The sequence below is a fragment of the Bacillus sp. V3B genome, from assembly GCF_024494465.1.
Taxonomy (GTDB): Bacteria; Bacillota; Bacilli; order Bacillales; family Cytobacillaceae; genus Bacillus_BD.
In genome coordinates, this window is sequence record NZ_JAETXM010000001.1 from 126,840 (window position 1) to 149,783 (window position 22,944).

Sequence of the window (22,944 nt, forward strand, 5' to 3'; positions counted from 1 at the left end):
AAAAACATTTTTTGTTATACTAAATAGTAACGTTGAAAAAGGGTGGGCATAAATGCCGACTCTTATTCTTTTTTGATAAAGGGGACAAGTGAGATGCAGAAAGTGATCGTTGCTACGAAAAATCCGGGAAAAGCGAAAGAGTTTGTTCGAATGTTTGAACCTTATGGAGTAAAAGTAAAAACATTGCTTGACTTTCCTGAAGTAGAAGATATTGAAGAAACAGGACAGACTTTTGAGGAAAATGCCATTTTGAAGGCAGAGGCAGTCTGTGAACAATTTGATCAAATGGTTATTGCGGATGACTCAGGTTTAATTGTTGATGTACTCGATGGTAGACCTGGTATTTATTCGGCACGCTATGCTGGTGAAGAAAAAAATGATGAAGCCAATAATGATAAGCTATTAGATGAGCTGAAAAATGTGAAGGAAGAGGATCGAACAGCAAGATTTTACTGTGCATTAGCGTTCGCTTCTCCAGGACAGAGTACGATTACCGTAAATGGAACATGTGAAGGTTCCATCTTATTCGAGCGAAAAGGAACAAATGGATTTGGCTATGACCCAATCTTTTTGGTCACGGAGCTAAAAAAATCAATGGCCGAAATCATGCCAGAAGAAAAAACACAAATTAGCCATCGTGCAAAAGCATTAAGAAAACTAGAAGACCAATTATCTCAATTGTTCTCAAAGGAGAAGAACAAGTAATGAAAGTGCTTATCGTCAGTGATAGTCATGGTTTAACAAAGGAACTCGAGAAACTGATAGAGAAACATCATGGTGAAGTCGATACTTTCATTCATTGTGGTGATTCAGAACTAGACCCAGATGATCCTGCTCTAAAAAATTTTATAATTGTCAGGGGTAATTGTGATTTTGATGAAAGGTTTCCAGAAGATAGGATAAAGACGATTGGGAATCGGACTATATTGATTACACATGGACACCGTTATTCGGTTAAATCAAGTTTAATGAAGTTATCTTATAAAGCAAAGGAAGTATTAGCAGATATTGCTTGTTTTGGTCACTCTCATCAACTTGGTGCAGAAATGGTTCATGGAACCCTTTTTATTAATCCAGGCAGTATTAGGCTTCCGCGTGGTAGAAGAGAAAAAACATATGTTATTTTAGCTATCTCAGAAGAATCGTATCAATTAAAAGTATATGATATTGATAAGGGTGAAATATCAGAACTATCACAAGTTTTTTCTCTATCGAGTTAATCGATAGGGAAAAAAATATCCTTTTTTGATTAAGAAATTTAATTTAAAAATACTGTTGACATTTTATAGTGAACTCACTATAATAAAAATTGTTCTTAAAAAATATTACGTCCCAGTAGCTCAGCTGGATAGAGCAGCGCCCTTCTAAGGCGTCGGTCGGGAGTTCGAATCTCTCCTGGGACGCCATTATTTACACCAATTAATTACATAAATACTACCAAAGTTAACTCACCTTTTGAAAAGGTGAGTTTTTTATGTCCTTTTTTAAATATTATTTTAAAACAAATAAATAAAAAAATATTTATTATAAACATTCATACACTAATACTGTAAGCGGGTACAACAGTTTAATAAAACCCAATTATGTAATTATTCTTAGAATGGGTATTGACTCAATCGTGAAATCAGCGTAAGATTATTTCAACAAAAGGGTTAAAGAATATTAATAACAGTGTGAAAGAAAAGTGTATTTTATTAAAATTCAATCTTTTTTTGAAAATTTGATTCATTTTGTTTCTTTAATAGGATATATTATTAATAATAAGAATATAGCTGAACATGTTGAAGAGGATAAGTAATTTTATACGTAGGATTTTACAGAGAGCCGGAATAGCTGAGAACCGGTGAATCTCGTATAAGATGAACTCACCTCTGAATGCTGACCTGAACAATATATATTAAGTAGGGGAGGCCGGGTGCAAAGCACTCGTTATTAAAGAGAACGACAGTGGTTGTTCACAAGTGTACGCATGTTGCGTAAACAAGGGTGGTACCGTGGAGTAGGTTTCCAAAGCCTTTTCATCCCTTAGTCAATTTATTTGGCGTATAGGGAATGAAGGGGCTTTTTATATTTTTTATCAGAAAAAGGAGGTATATTCCAAATGTTGCAGAATACGGATACTGCCTTTAACGAGATAAAGGCTGATAATCATAAGATTAGTGGGGCTGAACTATTGATAAACGCGTTGGATAAAGAAAAGGTGGAAGTTATCTTTGGATATCCTGGTGGAGCAGTTTTACCAATCTATGATAAGATTTACGATTCGAAGATTCTCCACATTTTACCACGTCATGAACAAGGTGGAATTCATGCAGCTGAAGGTTATGCAAGGATTTCTGGTAAGCCGGGAGTTGTCATTGCAACATCAGGACCAGGAGCAACTAATATCGTTACAGGAATTGCGGATGCGATGATGGATTCTTTACCATTAGTAGTCTTTACTGGTCAAGTAGCAACAAGTGTGATTGGATCAGACGCTTTCCAAGAAGCAGACATACTTGGAATTACGACTCCAATTACCAAACATAATTTTCAAGTGCGCAACATTCAAGATATTCCTCGCATCATAAAAGAAGCCTTTTATATTGCTACCACTGGACGTCCTGGACCCGTACTTATCGATTTTCCAAAGGACATAGCTAGTGCGGTGGTTGAAGTCAACGAAGAAGTAGAAATTGATTTACCGGGATACCAACCTACTTTACAACCTAATTATTTGCAAATCAGAAAATTAACAGAGGCAGTAAGTAGTGCGAAAAAACCGGTTATTTTAGCTGGTGCAGGGGTTTTACATGCTAAGGCGATGGATGAATTAAAAGCATATGCTGAACAACAACACATTCCAGTTATTCACACGCTTCTTGGTTTAGGTGGATTCCCAGCAGATCATGAATTGTATATTGGATTTGGTGGCATGCATGGATGTTACGCTGCAAACAGTGCAATGTATGAATGTGATTTATTACTAAATATTGGAGCTCGTTTTGATGATCGTTTAACTGGAAATTTAGAACATTTTGCTCCTAATGCTCTAGTAGCTCATATTGATATTGATCCTGCTGAAATTGGAAAAAATATTCCAACAAAAATCCCAGTCGTTGCTGATGCAAAAGAAGCTTTAAAACAAATGATTCAGCAAGATGGAAAACCACCTGCACATGCGGAGTGGGTTGAAAAAATCAATAACTGGAAAAAAGAATATCCGTACCATTACAACCAAGAAGATCAAGAAAATTTAAAACCACAAAAAGTATTAGAAATGATACATGCCAAAACGAACGGTGAAGCGATTGTTGTAACTGATGTTGGACAACATCAAATGTGGGCTGCTCAATATTATCCATTTAAAAAATCTGATAAATGGGTAACATCTGGTGGATTAGGTACAATGGGATTTGGTCTTCCAGCAAGTATTGGAGCCCAAATTGCTGCTCCGGATACTACAGTCGTTATGGTATCTGGTGATGGTGGTTTCCAAATGTGCTCACAAGAATTACAGGTTATCAGAGAGCATAATTTACCAATTAAAATGGTTATTCTAAACAATATGGCTTTAGGAATGGTTAGACAATGGCAGGAGCTTTTCTATGATAAGCGTTATGCACATAGTCAAATCCCTAATCAACCGGATTTTGTGAAATTAGCTGATGCATATGGGATAAAAGGTTATCGGGTTGATACAAATGAAGAAGCGGAAACAATTTTGAATGAAGTATTAAACAATGATGAACCTGTCCTTTTAGATTTTAGAATTGATCCGAGTGAACTGGTTTATCCAATGATTGCACCAGGAAAAGGATTACATGAAATGGAAGGTGTTAAGCCGTGATTAAAAGGATTATCAGTTTAACCGTTCTTAATCGACCAGGAGTGCTAAACCGTATCACGAACTTATTTTCAAAAAGAAATTACAACATTGAAAGCATTTCAGTTGGTCTTTCTGAAAATGAAGGAGTTTCAAGAATCACTTGTGTCGTTCAGGTAGAAAACCAAAGTATTACTGAACAGATTACAAAACAGTTAAATAAACAAATTGACGTGTTAAAGGTGACAGATATTACAGATCAAGCCATTGTTTCAAGAGAGCTTGCATTAATTAAAGTTCAAACGTTACCGAATACGAGAAATGAGATTTATTCACTCATTGAACCATTTCGTGCTTCTGTAGTTGATGTAAGTAAAGAAAGTATTGTAATTCAAATTACAGGCGAATCTGAAAAAATTGAAGCCTTTATCGAACTCATCAAACCGTATGGAATTAAAGAGCTTGCAAGAACAGGAACAACTGCTTTCCCAAGAGGAATGCAATTACAAGCCAATTCACAAAAAGTTTCGATTGTATAAGTTTTATGGATCATTTGGTAATATGCCTGTTGTGATGTGATAGATAAAACGATCTATCGCCGAACACAGGATTTTATAATAAATTTAGTAGAATAAAGTTAGCAGTGAACAAAACAATAATAATAAAATTTATTTTGAGAAGGAGTTTTAACAATGGCAAAAATGTACTACAACGGAGATGCAAATCTAGAATATTTAAAAGGAAAGACAGTAGCAGTAATTGGATATGGTTCACAAGGTCATGCCCATTCTTTAAACATGAAAGAAAGCGGAGTAAATGTAATCATCGGTCTTCGTCAAGGAAACTCATGGAATAGAGCAGTTGAAGCTGGATTTGAAGTATACTCAGTTAGTGAAGCAACATCTAAAGCAGATGTAGTTATGATTCTATTACCTGACGAACAACAAGCAAAAGTTTACAAAGAAGAAATCGAACCAAACTTAACAAACCAAGCTTTAATGTTCGCTCATGGCTTCAATATTCACTTTAGCCAAATCGTACCACCTGCAGAATGTGATGTTCTATTAGTAGCACCTAAAGGTCCAGGACACTTAGTAAGAAGAACATATACAGAAGGTGCAGGCGTACCAGCAATCTTTGCTATCTATCAAGATGTTTCAGGAAATGCGAAAGAGTTAGCTCTAGCTTATGCAAGTGCAATTGGTTCTTTACGTGCAGGTGGACTTGAAACGACTTTCAAAGAAGAAACAGAAACAGATCTTTTCGGTGAGCAAGCGGTTCTATGTGGAGGATTAACTTCTCTTATTAAATCTGGATTTGAAACACTTGTAGAAGCTGGTTATCAACCAGAAGTTGCTTACTTCGAATGTCTACATGAAATGAAATTAATTGTGGACTTAATTTATGAAGGAGGCATGTCTAACATGCGCTACTCTATCTCTGACACTGCTAAATGGGGTGACTTTGTCAGCGGACCACGTGTAGTAGACGAGTCAGCTAAAGCAAAAATGAAAGACGTATTAACAGATATCCAAAACGGTACATTTGCTAAAGGTTGGATTTTAGAAAACCAAGCTAACAGACCAATGTTCAATGCGATCGATGCAAATGAAAATGAACATCAAATCGAAAAAGTTGGTCGTGAACTAAGAGAGATGATGCCATTTGTGAACGACGCTCGTAAGAAAGAAGTGGTGGGTAGTGCAAAAAATTAAGATTTATGATACGACACTTAGAGATGGGGAACAGACACCAGGTGTAAATCTTAATTTGTCAGAAAAACTTGAAATTGCGAAACAACTTGAACGTTTAAATGTTGATATTATTGAGGCTGGATTTCCTGCAGCCTCAAAAGGTGATTTTTTATCTGTTCAAAAAATTGCTCAAACGATTAAAAATAGTACGGTTACAGGATTAGCTCGTTGTTTACAAAAGGATATTGACATTGCTTGGGATGCTTTAAAAGATGGAGTTGAACCAAGAATCCATGTCTTCCTTGCTACTTCTCCGATTCACCGTGAACATAAGCTGAAAATGTCAAAAGAACAGGTTGTTGAAAGTGCAGTAGCAGCGGTCAAATACGCTGCTGCTAAATTTCCAGTTGTTCAATGGTCTGCTGAAGACGCAAGTAGAACAGAATTACCATTTTTAGCAGAAATTGTAGAACAAGTCATTCAAGCAGGTGCAAATGTCATCAACATTCCAGATACAGTTGGGTATGGAACACCGCTTGAGTATGGACAGATTTTTAAATATTTAAAAGAAAATGTTCCTTCTATTAATAAAGTAGATCTTTCTACACATTGTCATGATGACTTAGGAATGGCTGTTGCTAACTCACTTGCAGCTGTAGAACATGGTGCTACTCAAGTAGAAGGTACCATTAATGGTATTGGTGAGAGAGCTGGTAATACAGCATTAGAAGAAGTCGCAATTGCTCTTTACATTAGAGGGGATTACTACAACAATAAAGGTACTCGTCTTAATTTGCAGGAAATTAGCAGAACAAGCAGCATCGTTAGTAAGCTAACAGGAATGATTGTTCCAGCTAACAAAGCAGTTGTCGGGAAAAATGCCTTTGCTCATGAATCTGGTATCCATCAAGACGGAGTTTTGAAGGAAAAATCAACATACGAGATCATCTCTCCTGAATTAGTTGGTCTTAATTCTAATTCTTTAGTGCTAGGGAAGCATTCAGGACGTCATGCGTTTAAAAATCGTTTAGATGAACTTGGGTTAGTAGTGGCAGATGAAGAAGTCGGCGAATTGTTTGCTACTTTTAAAGACTTAGCTGATAAGAAAAAAGAAATGACTGATGATGATCTAGTTTCGATTGTATTAGAAAATAAGATGTCAAAAGAAGATCAATATTACGAATTGGTTAGTTTACAAGTCCAAGGTGGAGAGGATCAGGAACACACGGCAACGGTTACTCTTTCTGGACGTAATAATGAAATCATTAAAGAAATAGGAACAGGAAAGGGTAGTGTTGAAGCACTATACAATACCCTTGAAAAAAGTGTTCATGAAACAGTGAACCTTTTAGATTATCGTATTCAGTCAGTAGGTGCCGGTAGAGACGCACTTGCTCAAGTTTTCGTCAAACTGGAATGTGTCGGAATCGAAACAAGTGGACGTGGACTCGCTCAAGATGTGCTAGAAGCATCTGCCAAAGCGTATTTGAATGCGATTAATAGGTTTCTTTATATGAAAGAATCTTCTGAATCAGAGTTAGTAAAGTAAAAAAGAATAGGAAAGGCTGACTCAAAAATGAAGATGACAAAAGCTACAAGATTCCAATGATGTAGCAGTCAAATTCTTTAGAGTCAGCCTTGTTTTAAATAATGGCGTTCCTTTTAGGTAGCGCCTTATGCTTTTCTTAAAAGATAAGAAAGTATAGTGCTCTAGCTCCAGGCGCCTTGCGCTTTGTTGAGTTATCTGAAAAATTTGACATGGAAAACGATGGAGGGATTAGACATGGAGAAACGAATTGCAGTATTGCCAGGAGATGGTATTGGCAAAGAAGTCGTTCAAGGTGCTATTGAAATTTTAGAGGCGGTAGGTGAACGTTATAATCACCAATTTTCATTTACATTTGGAGAAATTGGTGGATCTGCAATTGATGCTACTGGAGTACCATTACCAGATGAAACCACCAGTCTTTGCAAAGCAAGTGATGCTATTCTTCTAGGAGCTGTCGGTGGTCCAAAATGGGAAACTTTACCGGTTCATCTTCGCCCTGAGCAAGGATTACTAAAAATACGTAAAGAATTAAAACTATTTGCTAATTTACGTCCAACTACATATTATCAAAGCTTGGCGGACTCATCACCGCTTCGAAAAGAAATTATCGAAGGTGTTGATATGCTAATGGTAAGAGAGTTAACAGGTGGAATTTATTTTGGCAAGCCGAGTGAACGAAGAGAAGTAAATGGTAAAGAAGCAGTTGTCGATACACTTTATTACGAAAGAGAAGAAATTGCTCGTGTTATTAGACAAGCTTTTGAATTAGCGAAAACAAGAAAGAAAAAAGTGACTTCTGTAGATAAAGCGAATGTTTTGGAATCAAGCCGTATGTGGAGAGAAGTTGCAGTGGAAATAAGCAAAGACTATCCAGATGTGACGCTTGAACATATGCTTGTTGATAATGGTGCGATGCAATTAGTTCGTAACCCTAAGCAATTTGATGTTGTTGTGACAGAAAATATGTTTGGTGACATTCTTAGTGACGAAGCTTCTGTATTAACTGGTTCCCTAGGTATGCTACCATCTGCAAGTATTTCAGAAGAAGGTCCTTACCTCTATGAGCCAATTCATGGTTCTGCTCCAGATATCGCTGGTAAAAACATTGCCAATCCTTTAGCAACTATTCTTTCTGCAGCTATGATGATCAGGGTTTCATTTGGCTTAGAAGAAGAGGCAGCTGCCATTGAAAAAGCAGTGAATGATGTACTTGATGCAGGCTATCGGACAGGTGATTTAATGGCAGAAGGAAAAACACAAGTATCTACAACTGAAATGATTCAAGAAGTGAAAAGTATATTAGGAAAATAAAAATTGCTAAAAATTATAAATTGTCATAATGGATTTATTACTCTATGATAATAGTATTCATCATGACACAAGAAAAATGAAAATAATTAAAACAGAGCAATCAACTTGAGGGGGGATTATGATGGGAAAGTCAATTATCGATAAAGTCTGGGACAAGCATATCGTTCATCAAGAAGAGGGTAAGCCAGATTTACTATATATCGATTTACATTTAGTTCATGAAGTCACATCACCACAAGCCTTTTCAGGTCTTAGAATGAAGAACAGGAAGGTAAGACGACCTGACAAAACATTTGCAACAATGGATCATAATGTTCCAACGAAAAATCGTTTTGTTATTAATGATAAAGTAGCTTTAAATCAAATGACGACATTAGAGAAAAATTGCCAAGAGTTTAATGTACCTTTAGCTGGTCTTGAAAGCCCAGAACAAGGAATTGTTCATGTTATCGGTCCTGAACTTGGATTAACCCAGCCAGGAAAAACAATTGTTTGTGGTGACAGCCATACATCAACACATGGTGCATTTGGTGCCCTTGCATTTGGAATTGGAACAAGTGAAGTTGAACACGTTTTGGCGACACAAACGCTTTGGCAATCAAAGCCTAAATCATTAAAGTTAGAAATTAATGGGCAATTATCAGAAGGAGTAACGTCTAAAGACGTCATCCTTTATGTTCTTTCTAAATATGGAATTAATTTTGGAACAGGGCATGTGATTGAGTTTTGTGGAGAAGTAATTCGGAATATGTCAATGGAAGAGCGAATGACCATCTGTAACATGTCAATTGAAGGTGGCGCAAAAGCAGGACTTATTGCACCAGATGAAACCACTTTCTCTTATGTAAAAGGGAAGAAATACGCGCCAGAGAATTTCGAACAAGCTGTCCAAGAATGGAAAGAACTTACATCTGATGAGGATGCCGTTTATGATACGGTTATTGAAATTGATGGAAGTGATATCGAACCAATGGTTAGTTGGGGAACGAATCCTTCTATGACATCTAAAGTGAGTGAAAGTATTCCTACTTTAGAGGATTGTGCAACAGATTCAGATCGTAAAGCTTTAGCAAGTGCCCTTCAATACATGGGATTAGAAGAAGGACAAGCGATTGAAGACATTGCGATTCAACATGTTTTCATCGGTTCTTGTACAAATTCTCGAATTGAAGACTTACGTGCTGCGGCAGAAGTGGCGAAAGGGAAAACCGTTGCAGCATCTGTTCGTGCACTAGTCGTACCAGGTTCACAACAAGTGAAAAAACAAGCAGAGCAAGAAGGATTAGATAAAATCTTTACGGATGCAGGCTTTGAATGGCGAGATGCTGGCTGTAGTATGTGTTTAAGTATGAACAATGATGTTGTACCTGCTGGTGAACATTGTGCATCTACATCCAATCGTAATTTTGAAGGCAGACAAGGAACAGGATCAAGAACTCATTTAGTCAGCCCAGCAATGGCGGCAAATGCGGCTATATATGGTAGATTTGCGGACCTACGAAAAAGTTCAAAAGTAGTTCAATAAGGGGGGAAATCAACATGAGTGGTTTTACAACACTAACAGGAAAAACGGTTGCCCTTGATCGGGTGAACGTAGATACAGATCAAATTATTCCAAAACAATTTTTAAAACGTATTGAAAAAACAGGGTTTGGACAATTTTTATTTTACGGATGGCGTTACCTTGAAGATGATAAGCTAAATCCTGAATTTGAATTGAATCAACCTGAAAATCAAGGTGCATCGATCTTAGTAGCTAATGAAAACTTTGGTTGTGGTTCATCTCGTGAGCATGCTCCATGGGCATTACTAGATTACGGATTTAAGGTTGTTATTGCTCCTTCTTTTGCAGACATTTTTTATCAAAACTGTTTAAAAAATGGTATCGTACCGATCAGGCTTGAAAAGGAAAAAGTGGAATACTTGCTTAGTGCTGCAAAAAAACAACCGTATGAGTTGACCGTTAATATTGAAGAAGAGATTGTTTCAGATAGTCAAGGCTTCAAAGCATCATTTCCTATCAGTGATTATTGGAAAAAAATGCTTGTTAATGGTTGGGATGAAATTGAGATTACTCTTCAACTTGATGAGGCCATTTCCAAATATGAACAAGAGAAAGCATCTGTAAAGTAAACATATAAAAAGCCACAGTCTATTCTGTGGTTTTTTTTCCTTTTACCGATAAAAAGTTTACTTTGCTTTTTTTCTTATGCTACACTTAGCTCAATGAATACATAAGGCGGATAAGTATGGATAATGGAAAACCGTTAAAAAAAGATGATAATATTATTTATTTTCCTGGTTTAGAAAAAAGGCTGTTGGAAAAAGGTTTGGAAAATTTGCATCGAAAGAATTATGATGAAGCGATTCCTCTATTAGAATCGGCAATTGACTTAGAGCCTATGAATAACGATAGTCATGTAGGTCTGTTACTTGCTTATTTTGATGCTGGAATGGTCGAACATGCTATGAATTTAGCAAAAGAAATGATACAAGATGGCATTGGAAATGATTTTGAAACGATGAACATCTATATTATGCTTCTTGTACAGACACATAAGTATAGTGAAGTTGTGGCCATAATTGAGGAATTATTAAGTGAAAGTAATATTCCTGAAGAAAAGCTTGAACATTTTCAGAGGTTGCTCCAATTTAGTCAGAAAATGATTGACAATCAAATGGAAATGGAAATGAAGAAAACAACGATTGCTGAGTGGACAGGGCAGGAGCTTAATCTTTTTGACTATCAAGATCCTCAAGCGCAAATGGTATTGGCAGCCGATCTTAACCACCTCAATATTCAACCATATCTTGAGGAAATGGCGGAATATCTGCAATCTAAAGAGGGAGACCCGTTTTTTAAAACATTGATATTAAATGTTTTGAAGGAACATCAACATCATAAACCGATCGAAATTCAAAAATTTGGTAAGGAAATAACCATTATTCCAGAACAGCTTCACCCTGTAACCAAAGATCCTCAATTAATGAGGATTATAGAAGTGATTGGAGAGAAGCTTGAACACGAGGATCCTGTTCTTTACGGAAATATTAAATCATTAGTGGAAAGACAGTTTTTCTTCATCTATCCGTTTCCTTTAGACTCTTTAGCTATATCAGCATGGGCAGCTGCATTTCATGCATTAGGAAATGAATATTTTGGAAATACTCATACTAAGAGTGAATTACTAGGAGAATATCAAGTGGTAGAAGCGGATATGAATAAGGCAGATTCATTTATTAGAATGATTGAAGAAATTTCTTATCGTAATCTGTAGCTTGTCTGTTGAAACGGTGACAACGTGTGTTATAATGTAGTGGTCGCTTTGTGAAAAAATGTATTACAATTAGAATATGATTATAAGATCAATCATATTCATATCATTTCGTTAGTGAATGTAAATGAAATAGATTGCTGGAGGGAAATATAGTATGTCTGCAAAGTTTGAGAAGTTAGAAGGGAACCAAGGGGTTCTTACAGTTGAAGTAGATGCAGAAACGGTTAGCGAAAGCTTAGATTCTGCTTACAAAAAAGTAGTTAAGCAAATAAATGTACCAGGTTTCCGTAAAGGGAAAATGCCTCGTCCGTTGTTTGAACAACGTTTTGGTGTTGAATCACTTTATCAAGATGCGATTGATTTAATGCTTCCAGAAGCATATACATCAGCAATCGAAGAAACAGGAATTGAGCCTGTTGATCGTCCTGAAATTGATGTAGAGCAAATTGAAAAAGGGAAATCTTTTATTTTCACAGCAAAGGTTACTGTAAAACCTGAAGTGAAACTTGGAGAATACAAAGGTCTTGAAGTTGAAGAATTTGATACATCTGTTACAGATGAAGACGTTGACAACGAAATCAAAGGACTTCAAGAGAAACAAGCTGAGCTTGTGGTAAAAGAAGAAGGACAAGCAGAAAATGGCGATACAGTAGTAATGGACTTTGAAGGCTTTGTTGATGGTGAAGCATTTGAAGGTGGAAAGGCTGAAAACTATTCTCTTGAACTTGGTTCAGGTCAATTCATTCCAGGTTTTGAAGAGCAATTAGTAGGTCTTGCAGTAGGAGAATCTAAAGATGTAGAAGTTTCATTCCCAGAAGAATATCATGCTGCAGAATTAGCTGGAAAGCCTGCTTTATTCAAAGTGACTCTTCATGAAATCAAAGGAAAAGAGCTTCCTGAATTAGATGATGAATTTGCAAAAGATGTAGATGAGGAAGTAGAAACTTTAGACGCATTGAAAGAAAAAATCAAATCTCGTCTAGAGCATGATAAAAAACATCAAGGAGAGCATCATACGCAAGATACACTTGTTGCAGCAGCTACTGCGAACGCTGAAATTGATGTACCATCAATCATGATCGACAATGAAGTGGATCGTATGTTGCAAGAATTTGAACAACGTTTACAAATGCAAGGAATGAACCTTGAACTTTATTTCCAATTCTCTGGTCAAAATGAAGAAGCATTACGTGATCAAATGAAAGTAGAAGCAGATCAACGTGTTCGAGGTAGTCTAACACTTGAAGCAATTGGTAAAGCTGAAAACATTGAAGTAACTGATGAAGAAGTAGATGCAGAATTAGAAAAAATGGCTGCTACTTACAATATGACAGTTGAAAATATTAAAGCTGCACTTGGAAATTTAGATAGTATTAGATCTGATATCCAAGCTAGAAATACAGTTCAATTCTTAGTTGAAAACAGTAAAACAGTTGAAAAACAGGCTTAATTTTCTTAAAAAACCAAGCTCAATAGGTTAAAAAAGAAAAATATTAAAAAAACAAGGTGCGATTTGATCGTACCTTGTTTTATATAATGGTAAAATCACATATAATAGATAAAAGTAAGTAATTTTGTAATAAAAGGTTTTATTTTGAGAATATCAGGAATATCAATAGTACATATAAGCATTTAAATTTGATCATTATTGATTTAATGGTTATGCTAGTAAAATACATATATGAAAACTGGATCACACGCAGTATAAATTTTTTAATTAACTCAGGTTCTTGTAAGAGTTATTATTTCCTGTATATTCACAAAATGTGTTACAATTCAATACATAGTTTTAACATCTTACTAACTGCGTGTGATTCGCATTTGTTATAGATTAGATAAAGTTCATTTAAGGGGTGAAAAGATTGTTTAAATTTAATGACGAAAAGGGACAATTGAAGTGCTCTTTCTGTGGGAAAACACAGGAACAAGTTCGAAAATTAGTTGCTGGGCCAGGTGTTTATATTTGTGATGAATGTATTGAACTTTGCACTGAAATTGTCGAAGAAGAATTAGGAACTGAAGAGGAAATTGAATTTAAAGATGTACCTAAGCCATCAGAGATTCGTGAAATACTGGATGAGTATGTAATTGGACAAGATCAGGCAAAGAAATCATTGTCAGTGGCTGTATATAACCATTACAAACGAATTAATTCAAATAGTAAAATTGATGAAGTGGAGCTTGCGAAAAGTAATATTGCTATGATCGGACCGACTGGTAGTGGTAAAACGTTACTTGCTCAAACGTTAGCTCGTATTTTAAATGTTCCATTTGCTATTGCTGATGCTACTTCACTAACAGAAGCTGGATATGTTGGAGAGGATGTAGAAAATATTCTTCTTAAGCTTATTCAAGCGGCAGATTATGATGTAGAAAAGGCTGAAAAAGGAATTATTTATATTGATGAAATCGATAAAGTGGCTCGTAAGTCGGAAAATCCATCGATTACAAGGGATGTATCTGGTGAAGGTGTACAGCAAGCATTGCTGAAAATTCTTGAAGGAACGGTAGCAAGTGTTCCTCCACAAGGTGGCAGAAAGCATCCACATCAAGAATTCATTCAAATCGATACAACGAATATCCTATTTATTTGTGGTGGTGCGTTTGATGGAATTGAAACGATCATTAAACGTCGACTTGGTCAAAAAGTCATTGGATTTGGCTCTGACTTAAAAGAACAAGAAGTTGAGAAAAAAGATCTTCTATCTAAAGTTTTACCAGAAGACTTATTGCGTTTTGGTCTTATTCCAGAGTTTATTGGACGTTTACCAATTATTGCTAGTCTTTCACAACTTGATGAAGATGCATTAATTGAAATCCTAACAAAGCCGAAAAACGCACTAGTGAAGCAGTATCAAAAAATGCTTGAACTTGATGATGTAGAACTTGAGTTTGAGGATGGGGCTTTGAGTGAAATTGCTAAGCAGGCCATTGAAAGAAAAACGGGTGCACGTGGATTGCGATCCATTATTGAAGGCATCATGCTAGATGTGATGTATGATCTTCCTTCAAGGGATGATATTTCCAAGTGTATTATTACAGGTGAAACGGTTACGAATAAGATGGAACCAAGACTGGTCCTTACAGATGGAACGATTGAGGATGCAAAAAGAAAAACATCTGCTTAATGAAAAAATAGCCAAACCGCATGCGGTTTGGCTATTTTTTAGTGAAAAGTATAACTTTTTAAAGACAGATAATTGTTTAGTTGTGAGTGTCTATCTGTGACTAGGACGCTTAGGCTTTTCTGTTTTCCACAGTAGAAAGTTTGTTTATTCCTGCTTAGTCAAGGAAATACTAGCAATAATATCAACTAGTATTAATTTGCAGGAGGGAATTTAATGAGTTGGACGAGTATTGTCTTGTTTATACAATTATTTTTTGGAGTTGTGATTGGTCTATATTTTTGGAATTTATTAAAGAACCAGCGTACTCAAAAGGTATCCATTGATCGTGAATCGAAAAAGGACATGGATCACTTGAAAAAGTTACGAGATATTTCTTTAAGTGAACCATTATCTGAAAAGGTTCGACCGGCAGACTTTCGTGATATTGTTGGGCAGGAAGACGGTATAAAGTCCTTAAAAGCTGCATTATGCGGTCCAAATCCACAACATGTCATTATTTATGGTCCTCCAGGGGTAGGGAAAACAGCAGCAGCTAGGCTTGTTCTAGAAGAAGCAAAAAAAAATCAAAAATCCCCTTTTCAGCCTTCTTCGGTGTTTGTTGAGCTTGATGCGACAACAGCAAGGTTTGATGAAAGAGGGATAGCCGATCCATTAATTGGGTCTGTTCATGATCCGATTTATCAAGGTGCAGGAGCAATGGGACAAGCAGGAATCCCGCAGCCAAAGCAAGGGGCAGTGACAAACGCTCATGGTGGTGTTTTATTTATAGATGAAATAGGGGAATTGCATCCGATTCAAATGAATAAACTATTAAAGGTACTGGAAGATCGTAAAGTATTTTTAGAAAGTGCTTACTATAATGAGGAAAATACACAAATTCCAACTCATATCCATGATATTTTTAAAAATGGACTACCAGCAGACTTTCGACTTATTGGTGCAACAACGAGAACACCAAATGAAATTCCACCCGCCATCCGTTCGCGTTGTATGGAGGTATTTTTTCGAGAATTGTCACAAGAGGAAATTGCTGTAATTGGGGGGAAAGCTGCTGAAAAGGTGAAATTAGATATTAGTGAGAAAGGTCTTTCCATCCTATCTTCCTATGCGCGAAATGGACGGGAAGCAGTCAATTTAATTCAACTATCTGCAGGGCTGGCCATTACAGAAGAGCGTTCTTACATAAAAGAGGATGATTTAGAATGGGTTGTTCATTCAAGTCAACTTAGTCCAAGAATGGAACGAAAAGTGAATGCTAATTCAGCGATTGGTCTCGTTAATGGACTTGCAGTTCACGGACCCAATACAGGTGCATTGCTTGAAATTGAAGTCACTGTCATGCCGACAAAAGGGAATGGCTCAATCAATATTACGGGGATTGTTGAAGAAGAAACAATGGGTGACCGAAGCAAGTCGATTCGCCGTAAAAGTATGGCAAAGGGTTCAACTGAGAATGTCATTACTGTATTAAGAACATTAGGTGTTGCGGCAGATGATTATGATATTCATGTGAATTTTCCTGGAGGAGTTCCGATTGATGGACCATCTGCTGGAATTGCGATGGCAACGGGCATATACTCAGCTATTTATCAATTACCGATTGATAACAAAGTGGCCATGACCGGGGAAATTAGTATTCATGGAAATGTTAAACCGGTTGGTGGAGTGTATCCAAAAGTGAAGGCAGCTAAAAAAGCAGGTGTGAAAAAAGTGATCATTCCGAAAGAAAATATGCAATCCATTTTAAATGAAATTACCGATATAGAAATTGTGCCAGTTAGTCATATAAATGAAGTGTTTGACTTAGTATTCATAAAAGACTATACGTCTGGTGAAGCTTTAACTGCATCCATTGATTTATCAAAGAAGGAAAGTATTTAATCCATTTCTATAATAAAAATGATGGACGAATGAGTATAAACGTACTCTCGGATTAGAGTGGTCGTCAGTAGGATATTAGAAAATTCTACTTGCAATAACCGTGGCTTTGGGAACATAATAAAGCTTCGATTTGTTGCAATAAGAGCAAATCGAAGCTTTATTATGTAGAATATGACGTGGTGAAAACTTGTTCTAAGTAATCAAACAGGTCCAAAAAGCTTGCTAATTAGACACGTTGGTATAAATAAGATAAAATTGAGAAAAAGCAAATGTTAGTGATATATAGAAAATATGCATATGGAGGTGCAAGGTAATGACGAATAATGAAGATATTATCGTCCCCCTGCTGCCGCTTCGTGGCTTGCTTGTCTATCCAACAATGGTACTACATTTAGATGTTGGTCGAGATAAATCTGTACAAGCTCTTGAAAAAGCAATGGTTGATGACCATCTCATTTTCTTAACAACCCAAAAGGATCTTTCTCTAGATGTACCATTGGAGGAAGATTTATATCACATGGGGACCTTAACGAAAGTGAAGCAAATGTTAAAGCTTCCGAATGGAACGATTCGTGTGTTAATTGAAGGATTAAAAAGGGCGGAAATACGTGAATTTATAGATGAGCCAGATTACTTTTTAGTTCGTTTAAACACATATGAAGACGAGGAAACAATTGATGCCGAAGATCAAGCATTAATGAGAAAAATGCTTGAATACTTTGAACAATACATAAAGGTCTCCAAAAAAATATCTGCTGAGACCTATTCATCTGTTAGTGATATTGAAGAACCAGGTCGAATGGCTGATATCATAGCCTCTCATTTACCGTTAAAACTAAAGGAAAAACAAGATATTTTAGAATTGGTTGATGTGAAAGATCGGATGAATCGTGTGATTGAAATCATCCATAATGAAAAAGAAGTATTAAGTTTAGAAAAGAAGATTGGACAGCGAGTTAAAAAATCGATGGAACGTACGCAAAAAGAATATTATTTGCGTGAACAAATGAAGGCGATTCAAAAAGAACTTGGTGATAAAGATGGAAAGTCAGGAGAAGTAGGTGAACTGGCAGAAAAAATAGAAGAGTCGGGTATGCCAGAACATGTCAAACTCACGGCATTGAAAGAATTGGACCGTTATGAAAAGGTTCCATCAAGCTCTGCTGAAAGTGCTGTTATTCGAAATTATATTGATTGGATCCTGTCGCTTCCATGGACAAAAGCAACAAAAGACGATATTAATATCGTGAAAGCTGAGCGGATTCTAAACCGGGATCATTATGGTTTAGAAAAAGTAAAAGAACGTGTGATTGAATACTTGGCGGTGCAAAAGCTAACAAATTCATTGAAGGGTCCGATTCTTTGTCTTGCAGGTCCTCCAGGAGTAGGGAAAACCAGCCTTGCTCGTTCGGTTGCTACTTCATTAAATCGAAACTTTGTCCGGATCTCTCTTGGTGGGGTTCGTGATGAATCGGAAATTCGTGGTCACCGAAGAACCTATGTAGGTGCGATGCCTGGTCGGATTATTCAAGGGATGAAAAAGGCGGGAACAGTCAATCCTGTTTTTCTTTTAGATGAAATTGATAAAATGTCAGGTGATTTTCGTGGGGATCCCTCTTCTGCCATGTTAGAAGTACTTGATCCTGAGCAAAATCATAATTTTAGTGATCATTATATTGAAGAACCTTATGATCTTTCTAAAGTGATGTTTATTGCGACAGCGAATGATTTATCAACGATACCAGGGCCTTTACGTGATCGGATGGAAATTATTTCGATCGCTGGCTATACGGAAATGGAAAAGATTCATATTGCCAAAGATCATTTGTTGCCAAAGCAAATTGGGGAACATGGATTAACAAAAGCACAGTTGCAAATTCGTGATGAAGGGATACAACAAATTGTTCGCTTTTATACACGTGAAGCAGGCGTAAGGGGACTAGAGCGACAATTAGCAGGTATTTGTCGGAAAACAGCAAGAATTATTGTATCTGGTGAGAAGAAACGAGTCGTTATTTCTGATCATAATGTTGAAGAGTTCCTTGGTAAAACAAGGTTTCATTATGGACAGGCAGAAACGGAAGATCAAATTGGTATAGCAACAGGTCTGGCGTATACAACAGTTGGCGGTGATACGTTACAAATTGAAGTGTCTTTATCGCCTGGTAAAGGAAAGCTCGTCTTAACAGGTAAGCTTGGCGATGTCATGAAGGAATCGGCTCAAGCTGCATTTAGTTATGTGCGTTCAAAGACAGAGGAACTTGGAATTGACTCCGAATTCTATGAGAAAAAAGATATCCATATTCACGTACCTGAAGGAGCAGTACCGAAAGATGGTCCTTCTGCAGGGATTACAATGGCAACGGCTCTTGTTTCTGCTTTGACTGGAACACCGATTCGGAAAGAAGTAGGAATGACAGGAGAAATTACGCTCCGTGGAAGAGTATTGCCAATTGGTGGTTTAAAAGAAAAAACATTGAGTGCACATCGAGCTGGATTAACAACAATTATCTGTCCGAAGGAAAATGAAAAGGATTTAGATGATATCCCAGAAAGCGTTAGGGAAGAATTAGAATTTGTTCTTGTTTCCCACGTTGATGAAGTGTTGCAACATGCATTAAAAAGCGAGGGACAGGAATGAAAATCAAAAGTGCCGATATCGTCATAAGTGCGGTAAAGCCAGAACAATATCCGAGTGAAGCCATGCCAGAATTTGCCTTGGCTGGCCGCTCGAATGTGGGGAAATCTTCTTTTATCAATAAGATGTTGAATAGAAGAAATCTTGCTCGGACTTCTTCAAAGCCGGGGAAAACACAAACTTTAAATTTCTATTTAATTAACGAGGAGTTTCATTTTGTAGATGTACCAGGCTATGGATATGCACGTGTATCTAAAACGGAGCGTGCAGCATGGGGTAGGATGATTGAGACGTATTTAACAAATAGGGAGCAGCTAAAAGCAGTGCTTTTGATTGTTGATTTACGCCATCCACCGACTGCCGATGATGTCATGATGTACCAATTCTTAAAGCATTATGATCTACCTTGCATCATCATTAATACAAAAGCAGATAAAATTCCGAAAGCAAAATGGCAAAAGCATATAAAGATCACGAAAGATAAGTTAGAACTTGATCCAAATGATCAAATCATCCTTTTTTCATCTGAGACGGGTTATGGAAAGGAAAAAGCTTGGTCTGTTCTTCAAAGTTATATGGGCTAAGTAGATACAAAAAAGCGGAAATATCATGTTTCCGCTTTTTTGTATCTAGAATTCGAAAGTTTGCTAATATATCCATAATTATCCATTTTTCGAGGGGGTGAATTATCTATTTTCTTTTAAAAAATAATAAATAGACACCGATGAGAATAAGTATAACAGGCCAAAATTTTGCAAAAGATGCAACATTGTTTTCTAAAAGTCCAAACCAACGCATAATTTGATCATAGAAAAGCAGAAGACCGGCTAAAGCAAGAAAAAGAATTCCTTGAAAAAGGCCATTACCGACCTTTTGATAGCGTAGCAAAAAGCCGAGAGCCATAACCAGAATAAACGTACCGATCGAATTAGGCCAGATTGAGAGTCGATTCACAACATGAAAGTGGAAGCCAAATCCAGTTAAAATGACACCGGGTAAAATAGATTCATAGTCTTTTCCACCATATCCCTGACATAAAAAAGCAATTCCCACAATCATTAAAAGTGTTGGCCATGTCATAAACTCGGCAAATAACGAGATATTGGCCTGTTGTCCAAAAAAGAATATCCCAAATCCAACTAAAATAATCCCAGGAAAAATACGCAGATTTTTCAATAAACTCAATCCTTCCAGTAATGAATTCTTGAATATTGTTTGTTTTTTTGTTACTGTACATAAGAAAGAAACATGTCGTAACATGTATATTAGGCTTTATTGCATTAAATAGTTTAACATATTATTGGAGATGAATTTGTAGAAATTATCGTATGGATACTTTCTTATCACGGGTTAAACGAAAAGGATTTCAATAATTGTTCATATATTAGTAAAAAAATAAAAATCACATATGCTATAATTATTATAGGAACTTATGCTTATTTTTAAGGGGGATAAAAATAACATGCATATCATTGTCGTTGGGATTAATCACAAAACGGCGCCAGTTGAAATCCGTGAGCGTTTGACATTTGATCCATCGCAATTAGGAAACGCGATGAAGAAGCTAAAAGATAAAAAAAGTATTCTTGAAAATGTTATTCTATCTACCTGTAATCGTACTGAAATCTATGCTGTTGTCGATCAGCTTCATACAGGCCGATATTATATAAAAGAATTTTTATCAGAATGGTTTCAAATAGAGCAATCGGAATTTTCGCCGTTTTTATTTATATATGAGCAAGATGGGGCTATGGAACATTTATTCAACGTATCTTGTGGATTAAATTCTCTTGTTCTTGGAGAAACACAAATTTTAGGACAAGTGCGTTCAAGCTTTCTATTGGCTCAAGAAGAAAATACAATTGGTACGGTATTTAATCAGCTTTTCAAACAAGCTATTACACTGGCAAAGCGTGCCCACTCAGAAACGGATATTGGAGCAAACGCGGTATCAGTAAGCTATGCTGCAGTCGAACTTGCCAAGAAAGTTTTTGGTAAGATTGAAAACAAACATGTACTCATCGTAGGTGCCGGAAAAATGGGAGAGTTGGCAATCCAAAACCTTCACGGTAGCGGAGCAACGAAGGTGACTGTCATCAATCGTACGTATGAAAAGGCTGAAACATTAGCTTCTCGTTTTAATGGGAAAGCTCAATCAATGGATGAATTGAATGCAGCACTTATAGATGCAGATATTTTAATTAGCTCGACAGGAGCAAAGGATTTTGTCATCACAAAGAAGATGATTGAAAGTATAGAGAAAAAGCGGAAGGGTAAACCTTTAGTTATGGTGGATATTGCGGTACCACGTGACCTTGACCCTGCGATTTCTAAACTTGATAGTGTTTTTCTTTACGATATTGATGATTTAGAAGGAATCGTTGAAGCTAATTTACAAGAACGGAAAAACGCGGCTTCAACCATTCTATTAATGATTGAAGCTGAAATTGTTGAATTTAAGCAATGGTTAAACATGCTTGGTGTTGTACCTGTTATTTCGGCTCTTCGTGAAAAAGCGTTAACGATTCAGGCAGAAACGATGTCGAGTTTGGAAAGAAAACTTTCACATTTGAGTGAACGAGATATGAAAGTATTAAATAAACATACAAAGAGCATTATCAATCAAATGCTAAAAGATCCAATACTACAGGCGAAAGAATTGGCTGGTTCTAAAGATGCTGATGAAGCATTGGCGTTGTTTATGAAAATATTTAATATTGAGGGCCTTGTTACAGAGCAACAAGAAGTGAAAGCGGCCGAACAAAAAACGGTATATGTTCATTCATCACAGCCTGCCTTTCAATCATAGAAGAGGGTATTGTTAATGGTGGATAACTTGCTGACAAGGCTACATGAATTGACTGTCGTTTTATATGCTGTATCCGTATTGTTATATTTTATTGATTTTCTTCACCATAACCGGAGGGCAAACCGTACTGCCTTCTGGTTACTTTCGTTTGTATGGGTTTTACAATCGGTATCTTTATATGCTTATATGATTCACATAGGCCGGTTTCCTGTATTAACAATTTTTGAAGGTCTTTATTTTTATGTGTGGGTCTTAATTACTCTTTCACTTGTGGTCAATTATTTGTTAAGAGTGGATTTTATCGTTTTCTTTACAAATGTCATTGGCTTTATGTTTTTGGTTATACATACATTTGCCCCAGAACAGTTTGAATCAACTGTGAAAGCACAGCAACTCATGTCAGAATTATTATTGATCCACATTACTGTGGCTATATTGTCTTATGGTGCATTTTCCTTAGCGTTTGTTTTTTCACTCTTATATTTATTACAGTATAATTTACTCAAACAGAAAAAGTGGGGCAAAAGGTTATGGCGAATTACGGATCTATCAAAGCTTGAGCATATGTCATATATCTTAACTGTAATTGGGGTACCCATGCTGTTGATTGGGGTTATCCTCGGAACGCAGTGGGCGTATCTTAAATTGCCGAATATTTCATGGCTTGATCCGAAAGTCATTGGTTCAGTCTTTGTACTAGCTGTTTATTGTGTTTATTTATATTTACGTCTTAGAAGAGGATTAGCCGGAAAGACACTAGCACTGTGGAATATAGCGGCATTTCTCATTCTATTAATAAACTTTTTCTTAATTGGGAATATTTCATCCTTCCATATTTGGTTATAAACTAG

At 36.5% G+C, this 22,944-nt stretch carries 18 protein-coding genes, 1 tRNA gene and 1 other annotated feature; of the genes, 18 read left to right on the plus strand and 1 reads right to left on the minus strand.

Translation table 11 applies throughout. The features are described from left to right. Positions 1-93 precede the first annotated feature (93 nt). From JMM81_RS00640 to yihA, 16 genes are all read left to right on the plus strand, one after another. Positions 94-705: an XTP/dITP diphosphatase gene (locus tag JMM81_RS00640; RefSeq protein ID WP_256239578.1), complete on the plus strand. Its 612-nt coding sequence runs from the start codon at positions 94-96 to the stop codon at positions 703-705. Next, positions 705-1,220: a metallophosphoesterase gene (locus tag JMM81_RS00645; RefSeq protein ID WP_256239579.1), complete on the plus strand. Its 516-nt coding sequence runs from the start codon at positions 705-707 to the stop codon at positions 1,218-1,220. Before JMM81_RS00640 ends, JMM81_RS00645 begins: the two co-directional genes overlap by 1 nt. 109 nt (positions 1,221-1,329) lie before the next feature. After that, positions 1,330-1,406 (plus strand) — tRNA-Arg (locus JMM81_RS00650). Between the two features lie 366 nt (positions 1,407-1,772). Then, positions 1,773-2,029: a binding site (T-box leader), on the plus strand. Positions 2,030-2,101: 72 nt separating this feature from the next. After that, positions 2,102-3,829, plus strand: a complete 1,728-nt coding sequence (gene ilvB / locus JMM81_RS00655; protein ID WP_256239580.1) for an acetolactate synthase large subunit — start codon at positions 2,102-2,104, stop codon at positions 3,827-3,829. Continuing rightward, positions 3,829-4,344, plus strand: a complete 516-nt coding sequence (gene ilvN / locus JMM81_RS00660) for an acetolactate synthase small subunit (protein ID WP_256240279.1) — start codon at positions 3,829-3,831, stop codon at positions 4,342-4,344. The genes ilvB and ilvN overlap by 1 nt, the downstream gene beginning before the upstream one ends. 153 nt (positions 4,345-4,497) lie before the next feature. Then, positions 4,498-5,520 carry a ketol-acid reductoisomerase gene (ilvC, locus tag JMM81_RS00665; RefSeq protein ID WP_256239581.1) on the plus strand — a complete coding sequence of 341 codons (1,023 nt, stop codon included), beginning with the start codon at positions 4,498-4,500 and terminating at the stop codon, positions 5,518-5,520. Beyond that, positions 5,507-7,048, plus strand: a complete 1,542-nt coding sequence (locus tag JMM81_RS00670) for a 2-isopropylmalate synthase (protein WP_256239582.1) — start codon at positions 5,507-5,509, stop codon at positions 7,046-7,048. The genes ilvC and JMM81_RS00670 overlap by 14 nt, the downstream gene beginning before the upstream one ends. 234 nt (positions 7,049-7,282) lie before the next feature. Beyond that, positions 7,283-8,359, plus strand: coding sequence for a 3-isopropylmalate dehydrogenase (gene leuB, locus JMM81_RS00675; RefSeq protein WP_256239583.1), 1,077 nt, complete (start codon positions 7,283-7,285; stop codon positions 8,357-8,359). A 121-nt stretch (positions 8,360-8,480) separates the two neighbouring features. Next, positions 8,481-9,884 (plus strand): 3-isopropylmalate dehydratase large subunit, encoded by a 1,404-nt coding sequence (gene leuC, locus JMM81_RS00680; RefSeq protein ID WP_256240280.1) that lies wholly within the window; start codon positions 8,481-8,483, stop codon positions 9,882-9,884. A 14-nt stretch (positions 9,885-9,898) separates the two neighbouring features. Continuing rightward, the gene (gene leuD, locus JMM81_RS00685) at positions 9,899-10,492 is read left to right on the plus strand and encodes a 3-isopropylmalate dehydratase small subunit (RefSeq protein WP_256239584.1); all 594 of its coding nucleotides are present in this window, start codon (positions 9,899-9,901) and stop codon (positions 10,490-10,492) included. Positions 10,493-10,608: 116 nt separating this feature from the next. Further along, entirely contained in the window at positions 10,609-11,637 is a 1,029-nt protein-coding gene (locus JMM81_RS00690; RefSeq protein WP_256239585.1) for a tetratricopeptide repeat protein, read from the plus strand. Between the two features lie 154 nt (positions 11,638-11,791). After that, entirely contained in the window at positions 11,792-13,087 is a 1,296-nt protein-coding gene (gene tig / locus JMM81_RS00695) for a trigger factor (protein WP_256239586.1), read from the plus strand. A 412-nt stretch (positions 13,088-13,499) separates the two neighbouring features. Further along, positions 13,500-14,765 (plus strand): ATP-dependent protease ATP-binding subunit ClpX, encoded by a 1,266-nt coding sequence (clpX, locus tag JMM81_RS00700; RefSeq protein WP_256239587.1) that lies wholly within the window; start codon positions 13,500-13,502, stop codon positions 14,763-14,765. Between the two features lie 213 nt (positions 14,766-14,978). After that, entirely contained in the window at positions 14,979-16,646 is a 1,668-nt protein-coding gene (gene lonB, locus JMM81_RS00705) for an ATP-dependent protease LonB (protein ID WP_256239588.1), read from the plus strand. 313 nt (positions 16,647-16,959) lie between these two features. Then, the gene (gene lon / locus JMM81_RS00710; RefSeq protein ID WP_256239589.1) at positions 16,960-19,287 is read left to right on the plus strand and encodes an endopeptidase La; all 2,328 of its coding nucleotides are present in this window, start codon (positions 16,960-16,962) and stop codon (positions 19,285-19,287) included. Further along, on the plus strand, positions 19,284-19,868 hold the full coding sequence (yihA, locus tag JMM81_RS00715; RefSeq protein WP_256239590.1) for a ribosome biogenesis GTP-binding protein YihA/YsxC: 585 nt from the start codon (positions 19,284-19,286) through the stop codon (positions 19,866-19,868). Before lon ends, yihA begins: the two co-directional genes overlap by 4 nt. 106 nt (positions 19,869-19,974) lie before the next feature. Here yihA and JMM81_RS00720 read toward each other — a convergent pair whose 3' ends face one another. Further along, complete coding sequence (locus tag JMM81_RS00720) at positions 19,975-20,460, minus strand: LiaI-LiaF-like domain-containing protein (protein WP_256239591.1); 486 nt, start codon at positions 20,458-20,460, stop codon at positions 19,975-19,977. Between the two features lie 286 nt (positions 20,461-20,746). Between JMM81_RS00720 and hemA the strand changes: the two genes are divergently transcribed. Next, positions 20,747-22,093: a glutamyl-tRNA reductase gene (gene hemA / locus JMM81_RS00725; protein WP_256239592.1), complete on the plus strand. Its 1,347-nt coding sequence runs from the start codon at positions 20,747-20,749 to the stop codon at positions 22,091-22,093. Positions 22,094-22,108: 15 nt separating this feature from the next. Then, a complete protein-coding gene (locus JMM81_RS00730; RefSeq protein WP_256239593.1) occupies positions 22,109-22,939 on the plus strand; it encodes a cytochrome C assembly family protein in 831 nt (276 codons plus the stop codon). Positions 22,940-22,944: the final 5 nt, after the last annotated feature.

Coding starts and splice junctions, on each gene's coding strand:
- JMM81_RS00730 (WP_256239593.1), top strand. CDS start 22,109: ATGGTGGATAACTTGCTGACAAGGCTACATGAATTGACTGTCGTTTTA.
- leuB (WP_256239583.1), top strand. CDS start 7,283: ATGGAGAAACGAATTGCAGTATTGCCAGGAGATGGTATTGGCAAAGAA.
- leuD (WP_256239584.1), top strand. CDS start 9,899: ATGAGTGGTTTTACAACACTAACAGGAAAAACGGTTGCCCTTGATCGG.
- JMM81_RS00645 (WP_256239579.1), top strand. CDS start 705: ATGAAAGTGCTTATCGTCAGTGATAGTCATGGTTTAACAAAGGAACTC.
- ilvB (WP_256239580.1), top strand. CDS start 2,102: ATGTTGCAGAATACGGATACTGCCTTTAACGAGATAAAGGCTGATAAT.
- JMM81_RS00640 (WP_256239578.1), top strand. CDS start 94: ATGCAGAAAGTGATCGTTGCTACGAAAAATCCGGGAAAAGCGAAAGAG.
- ilvC (WP_256239581.1), top strand. CDS start 4,498: ATGGCAAAAATGTACTACAACGGAGATGCAAATCTAGAATATTTAAAA.
- yihA (WP_256239590.1), top strand. CDS start 19,284: ATGAAAATCAAAAGTGCCGATATCGTCATAAGTGCGGTAAAGCCAGAA.
- lonB (WP_256239588.1), top strand. CDS start 14,979: ATGAGTTGGACGAGTATTGTCTTGTTTATACAATTATTTTTTGGAGTT.
- tig (WP_256239586.1), top strand. CDS start 11,792: ATGTCTGCAAAGTTTGAGAAGTTAGAAGGGAACCAAGGGGTTCTTACA.
- hemA (WP_256239592.1), top strand. CDS start 20,747: ATGCATATCATTGTCGTTGGGATTAATCACAAAACGGCGCCAGTTGAA.
- lon (WP_256239589.1), top strand. CDS start 16,960: ATGACGAATAATGAAGATATTATCGTCCCCCTGCTGCCGCTTCGTGGC.
- leuC (WP_256240280.1), top strand. CDS start 8,481: ATGGGAAAGTCAATTATCGATAAAGTCTGGGACAAGCATATCGTTCAT.
- JMM81_RS00690 (WP_256239585.1), top strand. CDS start 10,609: ATGGATAATGGAAAACCGTTAAAAAAAGATGATAATATTATTTATTTT.